Origin of the sequence: Adlercreutzia sp. ZJ304 (genome assembly GCF_011039075.1) — a bacterium.
Lineage (GTDB): Bacteria > Actinomycetota > Coriobacteriia > Coriobacteriales > Eggerthellaceae > Adlercreutzia_A.
Map to the genome: position 1 here is coordinate 1 of NZ_JAAKEG010000006.1, position 14,030 is coordinate 14,030.

General features: G+C 49.3%; 14 protein-coding genes, 1 tRNA gene and 1 pseudogene. 2 read left to right on the forward strand and 14 right to left on the reverse strand.

The window, feature by feature from the left end; translation table 11 throughout:
* Window positions 1-650, forward strand: a pseudogene (locus G7Y46_RS04235) (hypothetical protein); the annotation flags it as partial.
* A gap of 165 nt (window positions 651-815) precedes the next feature.
* Here the strand turns inward: G7Y46_RS04235 and leuB are convergent.
* From leuB to G7Y46_RS04260, 5 genes are read right to left on the reverse strand one after another with little or no spacing between them, the layout of a single operon-like run.
* Window positions 816-1,922: a 3-isopropylmalate dehydrogenase gene (gene leuB / locus G7Y46_RS04240; RefSeq protein WP_165062385.1), complete on the reverse strand. Its 1,107-nt coding sequence runs from the start codon at window positions 1,920-1,922 to the stop codon at window positions 816-818.
* Entirely contained in the window at window positions 1,919-2,413 is a 495-nt protein-coding gene (gene leuD, locus G7Y46_RS04245; protein WP_165062384.1) for a 3-isopropylmalate dehydratase small subunit, read from the reverse strand. Before leuD ends, leuB begins: the two co-directional genes overlap by 4 nt.
* A 55-nt stretch (window positions 2,414-2,468) precedes the next feature.
* The gene (gene leuC, locus G7Y46_RS04250; RefSeq protein ID WP_165252721.1) at window positions 2,469-3,734 is read right to left on the reverse strand and encodes a 3-isopropylmalate dehydratase large subunit; all 1,266 of its coding nucleotides are present in this window, start codon (window positions 3,732-3,734) and stop codon (window positions 2,469-2,471) included.
* 52 nt (window positions 3,735-3,786) lie between these two features.
* On the reverse strand, window positions 3,787-5,724 hold the full coding sequence (locus G7Y46_RS04255; RefSeq protein ID WP_241157045.1) for a PH domain-containing protein: 1,938 nt from the start codon (window positions 5,722-5,724) through the stop codon (window positions 3,787-3,789).
* Window positions 5,725-6,213: a PH domain-containing protein gene (locus G7Y46_RS04260; RefSeq protein ID WP_165252723.1), complete on the reverse strand. Its 489-nt coding sequence runs from the start codon at window positions 6,211-6,213 to the stop codon at window positions 5,725-5,727. It abuts the gene before it with no gap.
* A 112-nt stretch (window positions 6,214-6,325) separates the two neighbouring features.
* On the opposite strand from G7Y46_RS04260, the gene G7Y46_RS04265 reads away from it, so the two are divergent.
* Window positions 6,326-6,409, forward strand: a tRNA-Leu gene (locus G7Y46_RS04265).
* Window positions 6,410-6,434: 25 nt separating this feature from the next.
* On the opposite strand, the gene G7Y46_RS04270 is transcribed toward G7Y46_RS04265, so the two are convergent.
* The 9 genes from G7Y46_RS04270 to G7Y46_RS04310 all read right to left on the reverse strand — a co-directional run bounded on the left by G7Y46_RS04270 (window position 6,435) and on the right by G7Y46_RS04310 (window position 14,018).
* Window positions 6,435-7,322, reverse strand: coding sequence for a peptidoglycan-binding protein (locus G7Y46_RS04270; protein ID WP_165252725.1), 888 nt, complete (start codon window positions 7,320-7,322; stop codon window positions 6,435-6,437).
* A gap of 4 nt (window positions 7,323-7,326) precedes the next feature.
* Window positions 7,327-8,382 (reverse strand): polyprenyl synthetase family protein, encoded by a 1,056-nt coding sequence (locus G7Y46_RS04275; protein ID WP_165252935.1) that lies wholly within the window; start codon window positions 8,380-8,382, stop codon window positions 7,327-7,329.
* Window positions 8,383-8,416: 34 nt separating this feature from the next.
* On the reverse strand, window positions 8,417-9,364 hold the full coding sequence (locus G7Y46_RS04280; protein WP_241157046.1) for a Ppx/GppA family phosphatase: 948 nt from the start codon (window positions 9,362-9,364) through the stop codon (window positions 8,417-8,419).
* Window positions 9,365-9,471: 107 nt separating this feature from the next.
* Entirely contained in the window at window positions 9,472-10,275 is an 804-nt protein-coding gene (locus G7Y46_RS04285) for a septum formation initiator family protein (protein ID WP_165252729.1), read from the reverse strand.
* 100 nt (window positions 10,276-10,375) lie between these two features.
* Entirely contained in the window at window positions 10,376-10,756 is a 381-nt protein-coding gene (locus G7Y46_RS04290) for a metal-dependent transcriptional regulator (RefSeq protein WP_165062377.1), read from the reverse strand.
* Window positions 10,757-10,815: 59 nt separating this feature from the next.
* Window positions 10,816-11,034 carry a hypothetical protein gene (locus G7Y46_RS04295; RefSeq protein WP_165252730.1) on the reverse strand — a complete coding sequence of 73 codons (219 nt, stop codon included), beginning with the start codon at window positions 11,032-11,034 and terminating at the stop codon, window positions 10,816-10,818.
* 23 nt (window positions 11,035-11,057) lie between these two features.
* Window positions 11,058-13,421: a ferrous iron transporter B gene (locus tag G7Y46_RS04300; protein WP_165252732.1), complete on the reverse strand. Its 2,364-nt coding sequence runs from the start codon at window positions 13,419-13,421 to the stop codon at window positions 11,058-11,060.
* A gap of 69 nt (window positions 13,422-13,490) precedes the next feature.
* Window positions 13,491-13,724, reverse strand: a complete 234-nt coding sequence (locus G7Y46_RS04305; RefSeq protein ID WP_165062374.1) for a FeoA family protein — start codon at window positions 13,722-13,724, stop codon at window positions 13,491-13,493.
* A gap of 15 nt (window positions 13,725-13,739) precedes the next feature.
* A complete protein-coding gene (locus G7Y46_RS04310; protein ID WP_241156015.1) occupies window positions 13,740-14,018 on the reverse strand; it encodes a FeoA family protein in 279 nt (92 codons plus the stop codon).
* Between the last annotated feature and the right edge of the window lie 12 nt (window positions 14,019-14,030).

Consider the following 14,030-nt stretch of genomic DNA (forward strand, 5'->3'; position numbering starts at 1 on the left):
TTCAACAAAGAGCAGATATCGCTAGGAGATATAGATATTATCAAGCATCTATTGATACTACATCGCTTGATAAAGGAGCAGACTACGATAAGCTACCCACAAGCTATATTATCTTTGTTTGCAATCACGACCCTTTCAAAGCAGGACTTCCAATTTATGAAATAGAACCAATATGTAGACAAGACACATCTTTAGATATAGACAGCGGTATACACTGGATTGCCCTTAACTGCAAAGACTATGCAAAGACAAAGGATAAGCACCTACTTTCTTTTATGGAGTATGTCTCCACTGGTAAAATAGACCATAGAGACAAACTAGTTACATCTATTGCTAGTGCAGTAGATAAAGCCAATAAAGATAGAGAGTGGGTGAATAAGGTGTTTTCTGTAAGTACAATAGGAGAAGATTGGGAGCGAGAAGTACGTATAGCCCGCAGAGCTGCTCTAAAAGAGGGAGAAGAACGTGGGTTAGAGCGCGGAATCTTGCAAGGACGTGCTGAAGGCTTACAACAAGGGCGAGTAGAAGCTGAAATGCGTTATGCAGAACTCACTAAACTACTTCTCTCTAAAAAGCGTGAAAACGACCTATTCAAGGCATCCGAAGACCCAGCCTATCGTGAGCAACTTTTTACCGAGTTTAATATATAGAACAATTTATCAACATAGACTAAAAACTATGTTTGACCGCGAATTGGCTGCTATTTCTTAGCAGCTATTAACCTGATTGATTGCTTTTAAACGAGAATGTGCTATAGCATGCTAGGCACGCTATAGCACATTCTGCTATTGGTAAATTATGCCTAGTAGAGCCTATTAAATGGCAGCTATCACCAAATCTCCCATGCGTTCGGTGCCTACTATTTGGTCTTTCGGGGTATCGGCATCGGCAATGTCCCCCGTGCGCCAACCCGCATCCAAAACCGCCGTAACAGCACGACGAATATCGTCTGCAGCATCCTGCATATCGAAACTGTAGCGCAGCATCATTTCGCACGAAAGTATTTGCGCAAGCGGATTCGCTATGCCCTTGCCCGCAATATCGGGAGCGCTGCCGTGGCTAGGCTCATAAAGCGCAGTACCGTCGCCCAAACTAGCACTTGCCAACATACCCAGCGACCCAGTAATCTGCGCCGCCTCATCCGACAAAATGTCACCAAACATGTTCTCGGTTACAACCACATCAAAATCGGCTGGACGGTTTATCAACTGCATTGCCGCATTGTCCACCAAAATGTCTTCCAACTGCACGTCGGCATAATCGCGGTCGTGTATGTCGTGCACAATTTCGCGCCACAGGCGGCTAGTCTCAAGCACATTCGCCTTGTCAACCGAGTGCACGCGACCGCGCCTTTTGCGCGCTGCCTCGAACGCCTGACGCGCAATGCGCTCTATTTCGTACTCGCGATATTCCAGCGTATCGTAGGCGCGTTGCCCGTCAGCGCCGCCCACACCCGCGCCCGCCTCATCATAAAAGCGTTCGCGCTTGCCAAAATACAAACCACCAGTCAACTCGCGCACTATCATCATGTCCACGCCATCTATAACTTCCGGCTTTAACGTAGAAGCCTGCGAAAGCGCGCCAAAAATTTGCACAGGACGCAAGTTCGTGTACAAACCAAGCCCCTTGCGAATTCCCAGCAAACCCTGTTCCGGGCGCGGTCTATTCGGGTCTGTAGTATCCCACTTCGGACCACCCACAGCTGCCAACAGCACAGCATCGCTTTCGCGCGCCACCTTAAGCGTTTCCTCGGGCAGCGCAGTATCGCATGCATCAATAGCGCAACCACCTATAAGCGCCTCGGTATATTCAAACTGCACGCCGTATTTCTGACCCACAGCATCAAGCACTTTCACGCCCTCGGCAATAATTTCTGGTCCAATGCCGTCGCCCGGTAGAAGACAAATTTTATAGGATGTCATTTAGCCAACTTCTCCTTCCAGCGGTTCACCAGCCCGCCCTTCTCTATTATTTCGGCAATGAACGGCGGGAATGGCTGCGCTTGGAAAACTTGACCAGTAGTCTCGTCGGTTATAGTGCCTGTTTCTGTGTCTACGCTTACTGTGTCGCCTTCGCTAATAGCATCTACCGCTTCGGGGCATTCCAAAATTGCAAGCCCAGTGTTAATAGAATTGCGGTAAAAAATGCGCGCGAACGACTTTGCAATAACCGCATCAACGCCCGCAGCTTTTATGGAAATAGGTGCATGTTCGCGTGAACTGCCGCAACCAAAATTTTCATCAGCCACAATTATGTCGCCCTGCTTTACACGCTGCACAAATGTTGTGTCCAAATCTTCCATGCAGTGAGCCGCTAATTCTTGCGGGTCAGACGTATTCAAATAGCGCGCAGGAATTATTACGTCGGTATCTACATCGCGCCCGTAGCGAAAAACTGTTCCTTTGAATTTCACCTTAAATCCTCCAAATCAAATTCGGATAGCCGAAAACAACCAAACGACCCAGCCGCTAGTCTAAATCTTCGGGAAGCCCAATGTGCCCCAGTACAGCGCTTGCTGCTGCCACCGCAGGAGAAGCTAGATACACCTCGCTAGTTGGGTCGCCCATGCGTCCCACAAAATTGCGATTAGTGGTAGCTATGGCGCGTTCTCCAGCCGCCAAAATTCCCATATAGCCACCAAGGCATGGTCCACACGTAGGTGTGCTTACAGCGCAATTTGCATCTAGGAAAATATCGGTTAGACCCTCTTCTATACACTGTCTATACACCTGTTGGGTAGCCGGAATAATTATGCAGCGCACATCGGGGTGAACCTTGCGCCCTTTAAGCACAGCCGCAGCCTGACGCATGTCATCAAGCCTGCCATTCGTGCAGCTGCCTATAACTGCCTGATCTATCTTCACGTCGCGCGCTTGCGCCACAGGGCGCGTATTGCTAGGCAAATGCGGGAAAGCCACAGTGGGAACTATGTCGGCAGCATCTATTTCTATTACTTGCGCGAACTGCGCATCGGGATCGGAATAATACGCCGTATATGGACGCTCAACACGGCTGTCCATATATGCACGCGTAACATCGTCCACAGGAATAAGCCCTGCTTTGCCACCCGCCTCTATAGCCATGTTGGAAATTGACAGGCGCTCATCCATTGGAAGCGCTTCTATGGCGCTGCCGGTAAATTCCATTGCTTTATACAGCGCACCGTCTACACCGATTAAACCAATTATGTGAAGAATAACGTCTTTACCAACAACGCCCGGTGCCAGCTTGCCATTCACTACAAACTTGATGGTTTCGGGAACCTTAAACCACGCCTTACCGGTAGCCATGCCCACGCCCGCATCGGTAGAACCCACACCGGTGCTAAATGCACCCAGCGCGCCGTATGTACATGTGTGGCTGTCGGCGCCAATAATAAGATCGCCCGCGCCCACAACGCCTTGCTCGGGCAAAAGCGCATGCTCAACACCCATGCAACCCACTTCGTAATAGTGGCTAATACCCTGCTCACGTGCGAAATCGCGCACAATTTTCGCCTGTTCGGCACTCTTAATATCTTTATTGGGAACGTAATGGTCGGGCACTAGCACCACGCGGTTTGCATCGAAAACCTTGTCGGATATTTGCTTGCTAGTTTTAATAGCAATTGGCGCCGTAACATCGTTTGCCAGCACTATATCCAAATCACACTCGATAAGCTGTCCGGGCTCCACTTCCTCAAGCCCGGCGTGAGCGGCTAAAATTTTCTCAGCCATAGTCATAGCGCGCGCCATAAGCAACCTCCATTTTCGCTGTAATTCGTGTTGGTGATTGTATCACTTGATACTACTGCAGCGGTTGTGCCGACTGCACCTGCGAAGGATGCGGCTGTAACCAATTCAGCCAATCATCGGCATCTTCACACGCAACATCTTTCATGTCTACGCTGGTTCCACCCACGCCCGCAGCAGTACGTACATTGATAGTAGCTACATTAGATATGCGTTGGAATGGATTTGTCTTAGTAAACCCATACTGAATCTTATTGCGCGGGAAACTGCGCTCTTCGCGCGACAGCCCACCGTTTATCATTTTCATAAAACGCTCGTTCACCGCAAACCCCGATTCGCGCGCCCACTTCACAGCGCTAATCGCCTCAAGAACAAACACCACAGCCGCTATAACATAAAGCCCTATAGCTATCGCGTTTGTAAAATTTAAAAATGCAATGTCGTCCGAACTAGACGCAGCACCTGACACAAACGACAAATTTATTGCTATTTGAACTATTGCTGTGCAAACCGCCAACCAAAAACCGCCACCCTGCCAAATGCAGCGCCGTATTATGGCACGGCGAAGTGCCACAGGCGCAACAGGCGTGCGACCCTGCGGCACAGCAGCATATTCGGGCACTATCCCCTGCAAAATTCCGGGCACATCTGATAGCTTGCAGAACGGATGAATAACCACACCATGCGTATTCAGGCTACTATTCTGCGAAGTGTCATCGGCGCTGTTGGTATCTATCTTGTCTAGCGACACTTCGCAATAACCTATAAGTCGTCTAATGACCGACTGCTTCACCACAACAGCCTGCACGCGCTGAATGCTTATGCTCTGGCGCGTATGTTGCAGCAGCCCCCGCTCAACCTCGACACGATCGCCTATGCGGCGCGCGCGGAAACCACCAAAACTGATGCATTGCCCCGCTGCAGCAATTATCCAAATAACAACTAGAAACCCTACTATTCCCGCAATGGATATCGCAATGCCAAAACCAAACATGGGGTTTACAACCTGCGAAGTGAACGAATTTATCGCCATGTCGGTCTGGCTTGGGAAAATTTGCGACGCTAGCCCTACTATCTGACTGATAATGCTAATAAAACCAATTATCAACAGAACAAACGACGTATTATTTGAAAGCCCTGCCAAGAAAAGCTGCTTATTCGTAAGACCATATTGGAATGAAGGCCTCATTTCGACTTGAGGCACCTGAGACTCGTCGGCGAACACTCCCCCAATTTCATCCCAAGCCTGCTTGCCCACATCTAGCACATTGCCCTGCTGGTTGTACACAGGCGCAGCAGAAACAGCACCAGCCGCAGATGGCACTTGCGCCGCTTGCGGCTGCAAAGCCTGACGCTTGCGTGCATACAGTTCAGATGTTAACCACTCCGCCTGCGCTTTTGTTAAGTACGGCACCGTAACTGCCTTATTTGCCGCACCACCTGCCGTGTCTATAAAAACATTGCGCACTCCAAAAAGGCGCTGTATCAAACTTGCGCGCGCGTCTACAGATTGCACGCGATCGTAGGGAACATGAACACGCTTCTTGGTTATTATTCCGCTATATAAACTGAATTCATTCGGTCCAAGTGTGAAATAAAGCCGCTTATAAGCTAGAAAATGCACAAGCACAATAACGCCTACCAGCAATAAAAACAACAACCCTATACCGCCAACAATGGCTCCCATGGTTGCTAGTTCGAAAACTCCACCATCTTCAATAATGGATATCAAAGATGAGAACATGCTAATAATTAGTACAAACAATATTGCCAATGTACTGCGTATAGTACCTAGCCATATATAGCTATGGTGTACTCCGTAGTGCTGCAATTCTGAACTTGCAGGCGTTGCAGCCGTTGCAGACACGGCAGGTGTTGCAGCCGCGGCAGGCGCGGCAGGCGTTGCAGCCGTTACAGGCGCGTCAGGCGTTACAGCCGTTTCATTTGCTGCTTCAGGTGTATTCATATTGGGTGTCTCTGTTGTAGGTTGCATTTATACGTCCTCGCGCGCTATACGGGCAAGTTCAGCCGCGCGGTCACGCAGCTGCTCGGCATGCTCGGTGTTTATTCCGGGAATCTCGTGTTCGCCAGCAGCTGTAGCCACGGTAACACTGGAAAGTCCAAACGCGCGCAAAATAGGCCCTTGGCGCGTATCGGTATTCTGCACACGTATAAATGGAATAACATAGCGCTTGCGCCAAACGATTCCCTTTGCAATGTCAAGAAAATCGTCGTTTAGTTGATAACGCCAACGCATGTAGCGAATGGGCGGAAGCACTATCAAAAATATAACCAGCAACGCCAAAAATACTATAGCTTCAACTGCAAGTACCATAAATACCCAACTTGCAGGCTCTACTGCTGCCACAATAGCAAATGGTACAAAGCAGCATAAAAACGATATTACGATCCAAATGGCATCGTTTATTCGCCAAACGCTTTTGATGCGAGGATCTAATTGGCTGGATGGAAGTTCACGCATTTTTATCCTTTGATCGAATACTATCTGCCAAGATTCTATCATTGCAACCGTAAGCAAGGAACAACTCTAGCCATTAGCTTTGAACCTGCTAAAATATGGGTGCTGCTGAAGTGGGAGTGTGGTGGAATGGCAGACACCGGGGACTTAAAATCCTCTGCCGCAAGGCGTGCGGGTTCGAATCCCGCCACTCCTACCAGCTTTTCAGAAGTCGAAATTGCAAGCTACAAAACAGCACAAAGCGCGTCTAGCAGCGTTATAGCAAAGTGCTGGGCGGTACGCTCTTCACCCGCATCCATCCAGCTTCTCCCGGGAAGAACTACCTTTATACGCAGCGGTTTGTTAGCCCGCGCCGCCTGAATAGCGCCCGACAGGCGCCTCTGCAGCGTTTCCTCGTTTTCATAATCTACAACCGGCACAGTATCTTCCGCCGCGCTTAGCGCCACTTCCACAAGCAGCATATCTTCGCTAGGCGCAACCGAAAGAGTGTCGGCACTTACTATGTGTGAAGCAGGGTTTGTGGCTATAGCCAAGTTCGACATACGCTGCGCCACCGACCGGGTGAATTCGCACGTGCCATACAAACATAGCGCATTGGCTTCCAACACATCTGCCGCACGCGCAAAACCAAGATTGCGCACTTCGTGCAGCGGCTCTTTGCCCGCCCAAGAGTGCTCCAAATTGCGCAGCGCTGCAAACGTGTAGGCACCTGCTATGCCATCCGATGGCAGACCCAAGTTCACCTGAAACTTCCGCAGCGCGTTTTCGGTATGTGCACCAAATATGGCATCTTCCGATCCGCTGGAAAACCCAAGCGCGCCTAAAGCCTGCTGCAATTCCAAAACATCGTTACCGTGCAAGTAAGGCATGCGCAAATACAGCGTGCGGTCACCCATGTGATACGATGCGTCAACCAACGCCGACCACACCTTTGAATCGACCTCGTCGCTTGCTTGCATACCAGCCTGTTCGCAGAACTTCCGCAGCGCCACCAGCGTTACGTCATCAAAAGTGCCCGACACATCACTTTCGTCTAAAAGCCCAAGCATCGCCAAGCGCTCTTGCACATCTTCAACAGCTGCCCCAGAATCGCCTTTTCGAATGGAGTTCATATGTCTACATCAGCCTCCGCACAAACCAATCAGCCATCGACTCTAACATGTCGCGCGCTTGGCTAGGCGAAATAGTTTCCTTCAAACGTTCTTTTGCGGCGCTAGTCAAGTTTTCGGCGAAATTGCGAGCGTATTCTATAGAACCCGAATCTTCCATCAATTCAACCGCTTCGGCAAGCACTTTAGGGTCGCGCTCTTTTGAAGACAACACTTCAATTAAGCGGACGCGCTGATTATCCTGCAAATTCTGCAACGCATGTACCACCATAAGCGTGCGCTTACCCTCGGTTATATCGCTGCGAAAATCTTTATTCGCAGATTCTTCAGCACCTATCAAATTCAGTAAATCATCTTGAATTTGGAAAGCAAGACCGGTGTCTAGACCATAGTCGCGCAGCGCCTGTATTTCGCATTCCGTACCGCCACCTATAATTGCGCCTATAGCCAGTGGCACCGCGCCCGAATAATGCGCGGTTTTATGTATTGCCATAACCAAATAATCTTCAGGCGTAATGTCGTAGCGCTCATCGCGCGCCCATCCTATGTCTAGCGCCTGACCTTCTACCGTGCGCCGCGTCATATTAATAAGCTCTGTCACCACGCGAATTTTTGTAGCGTCATCTAGCGTAGAGTCGTTCATAACGGTGCCATTTACCAACGCAAGAGCTAAGTCGCCCATGTTGATAGCCAGCCCCGTGCCCTGCGTTAAATGCAAGCACGGCTCGCCGCGACGCAGCGTGGCTTCATCTGCTATATCGTCATGAATTAGCGCTGCAGTATGAAAGTGCTCCATAGCTGCCGCTGCCGACATTGCCAAGTCTACGTTGCCACCAACAGCCAAACATGCCGTAAAGCAGATAAGCGGACGATGCCGCTTACCACCATTTTGGCTATATGTCAGCAATGGGTCGTATAGATACTTATTCATATCGGGGTGCGTTCCCCTAGGAATGTAGCTGTTAACTAAATCGCCTACCTTACCAGCGTAGTTGTCCAGATATTCCTCAAACGACACCACTTGGCTATCTACCGACTTTAATATTTCGCTGATCGTTTCCATTTTCTCCAACTTATGCGGCTTATACGCCTTAGCCTTATGCAGCATTGGCGCAGCGAATAACAATGCCACTAAGTATATCCGATTCGCTAACGGTAAACGCCGTTTGTCGGGCGGCGTGCATAACCTCTTCCAGAATAAGCATTCCTGCCACTATAACCGGCGCACGATTAGGATCTAAGCCAACTACTTGCTGCCGCTCTTGCAAAGGCAACGCTTGCAGGCGGGTAGTAATTTCGCGAAGTTGAGCTAGCGTAACGCAAGCCATATCTACCCTTGAGGAATCGTATTCACGCATAGCTTCGCGAATGCTTACAGCAGTTGTGGCAGTACCGGCTACCGCTATCATTCGGTCGAGCGGCTGGCAGATACAAGCCTGCACATTGCGAAACCAATCGCAAAATTCATTAGACATCCATGCGCGCGCAGCTTCTATTTCTGAGGGTGCCGGCGGATCGCTAAGTAAAAAGCGCTCGGTAGCGCGACGGCATCCTACGTTAAACGAATGCGAGAACTTAGGCTTTTCGCCCGCCAGTCCAATGGATATTTCAGTAGAGCCGCCTCCAACATCTACAACCATAACATGCTGATGCACAAAGCGCGAAGTAGCGCCCGCAAAAGTTAGCGCCGCCTCTTCTTCGCCGCTGATAACTTGCAATTGCAGACCCAGCCCAGCTAGCATATCGTAAAATTCTGCTGCATTTTCAGCGTCGCGTGCAGCTGATGTAGCCACCACCATTGTTTGACGCACGGGATTTTCGGATGTATCGAAATTTTCACGAATAGAAAGAAAGTTTGTAAGCGCAGCCTTCACGCGCTGCATTGCCTGCGATGTCAAAATATGAGTGGCATCTACGCCTTCGCCTAAATTGGTTATGCGGTATTCCTTCGCAAGTACATGAATTTGCCCCGCGCACACGTCGGCTATCATCATTCGACACGTAACCGTGCCTATATCTATAGCAACATAACGCCCGTCGATCATTTTGTTTTCACCGTGTTTGTTCATTAACCGCGTTCACCCATTAACCGCATTCGCTAATTAACCACTTTCGCCACTAACAGCGTTCACCCATTAACAGCATGCGCCCATTATTTCGAGTAGAAAAATATAGTGTCTAAAACATCGGAATACCAAGTATCGGGTGCAGGCACACTTCCCGGAGTTATATTCGCGGTGAAATCAGACGATTGAGAAACGTCTATCCCCGATACGCTGCCCGCGCTTTCCCCCTCTTTCACCATGCCGTATTCGCTATGAGCCTTGTCTTCTATACCAGAAGCGCTCTGAAGATTCTGCACGGAATTTTCTAACGCAGCATTGCGCTCTATTACTGCATCATATTCGGCTTGAAGCCTGTCGCGTTCGCGAATTTGCTGGTAGCATTGCTGCGCCGGGGTATACAGCATGAAGCAAACAAACACCACACAGACGATGGAAAATAGCACACGCAAGGTCTTTCGGGGCGCGTGCTGGAAGCTGGGCAGATGAATAGACCCGATAAAGCCCGAAACTGCCGATTGCATTTTCGAACCTTCATGTGTAAGCGCCGTAGCTGCCTTGCGATGCTTCGAGCCCATCTTGCCTTTATAAACAGCTGCGCGGGGGGAACCCTCTGCGGGAATATCCGCCGAACTGCCACCATATGCGGCATCAAATTTTCGCGCTGCGCGGGTTTTGTTGCGCTTGCGCTTTGCCTGCGCGTGGCGCGATTCTAAGCGCGAAGCCAGTTTTTGTTTGGCTTGAATTTCAGTTTCAGTTTCATCTAACGTGCGCGCTTTATTGGACGGTGCGGAAACAAAGTTATCTTGGATAGCAGTCGTTTTGGCGCCGCTGCGTTTTCTTGCTGAGCGACGCGCGTCTTCAAAAGAGACGATGTTCGACTGTTTTGGCAAAATGCTCCTTGGCACTAGTGTGTTTAAGGTTTGTTTTTGGCTTCAAGAGCACTAACTAGGTTAACATGCGAAAAGCGTTCCGTGAACTAGAAATTAGAAATTAACGGATATCTAACTTATCTATGAAAGCCAGCCACTTCTCAAATGAATCATCGCTTATAGCGTGCTCCATTAAACATGCTTCTTCTTCGGCGGTGTGCTTATCTATCCCTAACGCCTTGTTTAGAAAAAGCGTTAATGCGCAATGCCTATCTAGCACCTTCGTACCATATTCGCGCCCGTCTTCTGTAAGAGTTATATCGCCATAAAACGGCTGATCTACAAAACCCTTTTCCTTTAGCACCGATATAGCTTTGCTAACTGAAGCCTTAGAAACGCCTAGCTTTGTGGCAACATCTACGGCGCGCACCGGAGCAGTAACGCCGCCCAACATAACTATAGCCTCAAGATAGTCTTCATGTGATTTTGAGATTTTTTCCATCAGCTTCTTCCGCCGCTGTTTTGGTATGTTCAAGCCATTGTGGCTAGACCCTCATGTTATCACAGACTGGATTCCATCTTCGCTACCATATCCTTCACGGCGTTGCATTCAGCGCCGGGTTCGCAATTTTTTGCGCAATGTGCGCAGCCCTTGCTTTCGCAGTTATCGCCACAGTCGCACATGCCGCGTCTGAGAAGCCGCCGGACAGCCAGCGCAGCGCACGCTACGATAACAAGCAGCAATACTACAGTTGACGGCGTTATAACTAATTCTTCCATGCGGCTTCTCCTTTCCTTTAAATTTAAGCAACTCCCTTGCTTGCGCTAAGTTCATGTTGCATTTCTGCATCTTTGTCTTTGTTGTATTTCGGCATAGGGCGGAACAGCTGGAACAAAATAGCCGCCAGAAGCAGTACCGCTATTACTGTCCAGAAGTTAAATGCCACTTCACCAGTAACAAGACCACCTAACTGGTAGATGATAAGTCCTACAACCCATGCGAATGCGCACATATAGCCAATAGTTGCCCATGTCCACTTTGCAGAATTCATTTGGTTGCGGATAGCGCCCATAGCTGCAAAGCACGGCGCGCATAGCAGATTGAACGCGCAGAATGCCATAATAGCCACACTTGAGCCGCCCATCATAGCGGCAAACGACATCCAGATATTCGGATCGTCTTCGCCAATTTCGCCAAGGCTGGTTATGATGCCTACCGTTGCCACCACATTTTCTTTTGCCACAAGACCGGTAATAGATGTAACAGTAGCTTCCCAATTGCCAAAGCCAAGCGGCGCGAAAATCCAAGCCAAAACATTACCTAACCCAGCCATTAAGCTGTACTGGATATAGTCGTCCATTTCGGTGTCAAGCAGACCGAACGCGCCTTCGTACACACCAAAATTCAGCAGGAACCAAATGATGATTGAGCTTAGGAAGATAATGGTTCCGGCTTTTACCGCGTAAGCCTTCACGCGCTCCCACATGGAAAGCAGCACGTTTTTCACGGTAGGCAGATGATACGCCGGAAGCTCCATGATAAACGGAGCGGCATCGCCCGCAAATGCTTTCAGTTTCTTCAGCATTATGCAGCTGATTATGATGGCAGCAAGACCCAAGAAGTAGAACAGCGGTGCCACCCACCAAGTGTCTTCGTAGAAATTGCCAGCTAGAGCGCCAAATACAAGCGCTATGATTGGCAGCTTCGCGCCGCAGGGAATCATAGTGGTGGTCATAATTGTCATGCGGCGATCTTTTTCATTTTCAATAGTTTTTGTAGCCATAACAGCCGGCACACCGCAACCAGACGCAATAAGCATTGGGATGAACGATTTACCAGACAGACCGAAACGGCGGAAAATGCGGTCCATAATGAACGCCACGCGCGCCATGTAGCCGCAACCTTCAAGAAAACCAAGCAGCAAGAACAGCACGATTAGCTGCGGGATAAAGCCGATAACAGCACCAACACCGGCAATTATGCCATCTACAATAAGACTTTGCAGCCACGGTGCGCAGTCAACAGACTCAAGCCACTCTCCTACAACAACTGGCACGCCCGGATGCCATAATCCGAACTCTGCCGGGTCGGGCTCTTCTTCGGCAAGCACCGCAAGCTCTTCATCAGTTGCGCCACTTTCTTCAGCTAGCGCAAGTTCCTCTTCCCACGCGCCCACAGCTTCGTCGTATTGTTCGGTGTTGGTATATAGCCAACCGTCGCCGAACAGACCGTCGTTAGCCCAGTCGGTGACAAGCGTGCCCACAGTAGATACACTTATATAGTAAACAAGCGCCATAATTACGATAAAAATAGGAATACCAAGCACGCGGTTAGTAACTATACGGTCAATCTTTTGTGTAGTAGTCATGCCTTTTGTGCCGCGTTTTACAGTATCGGCGCACACATCGGCTATAACATCGTAGCGTTCGTTCGTTACGATAGACTCAGCATCGTCATCTTCCTCAGCTTCAACCGCTTCGCGTATTTCGGCAATTTTCGCCATATCCTCTGCGGGAAGATTTAGTTTTTCTACCGTCAGCTGTTCATTTTCAAACAGCTTAACGGCGAACCAGCGCTTATCTCGTGAAGGAACTTTATCGCCAAGAATGTTGGCAATTTGTAACAGCGCCGCTTCCACATCGTCGGTGAAATGAAGTTTTGACTCAGATGCCGCGCCGGCAGTTGCCAGTTCGCGCGCCTTCTCTATAACTTGCCCGGTACCGCGGCTTTTTAAGGCGGATATTTCCACTATGGGACAACCTAGTTTATTGGAAAGTTTTTCAACATTTATGGTGTCTCCATTTTTCTCCACCAAATCCATCATGTTTAGCGCAATTACAGTGGGAAGCCCCAAGTCGAGAATTTGGGTGGTTAGATATAAGTTGCGCTCAAGATTGGTTGCGTCAACTATATTCACAACAACATCGGGATTGCCGCTCATAAGGTAGTCGCGCGTTACAACTTCTTCGGATGTATAAGGGGAAAGCGAGTATACGCCGGGCAAGTCTGTAATAGAAACTTCCTTGTCGCGCTTATACTTGCCTTCCTTCTTTTCCACCGTAACACCCGGCCAATTGCCGGTGTATTGGTTTGCGCCGGTCAAATCGTTAAACAGTGTGGTTTTACCACAGTTCGGATTGCCAGCAAGAGCAATGTTGAAACCCATCTCGTGTTTCCTTCTTCGTCGTTCTAAGTTAGCCCGGGCTAACTTACCTGCAAAAAAATTTGGCCGCTCTTAGTTGACCAAAACATGTTCGGCTTCGTCTTTGCGAAGCGAAAGTTCAAAACCGCGTACCGTAATCTCGATAGGATCGCCCAGCGGGGCTACCTTATGAACCTGAAGCTGTGTACCTTTTGTAAGCCCCATATCCATAATGCGCCTCTTTACGGCACCGTCGCCTGTAAGCTTGCGCACTACTGCGCTTCCACCTACCGGGACATCCCGTAAAGTTTTCTCCTGTTCTGACATGCTTCTCCTTAAACTTTAAGCTGCGATAATCTTTGAAGCAGCCGATTTATCCAACGCCACTTGGCAACCTTTTATCTCGACTATTAGATTTCCAGCTTGCTCAGTTACCACACGAACAGGAGCACCAGCTACAAAGCCAAGATTTTCCAAATGATGATGAATTTCATCTTTCCCGCGCACCTTGATTACATGCGCAGTTTCGCCAGCATGCATAAACGTAAGCGGCATTTGATGTGCGCTTCGCGTTGCGGGGGTGGCGAAAGCCGTATCTTCAGCAACCATCGCGTTTTGCATATTACATCTCCA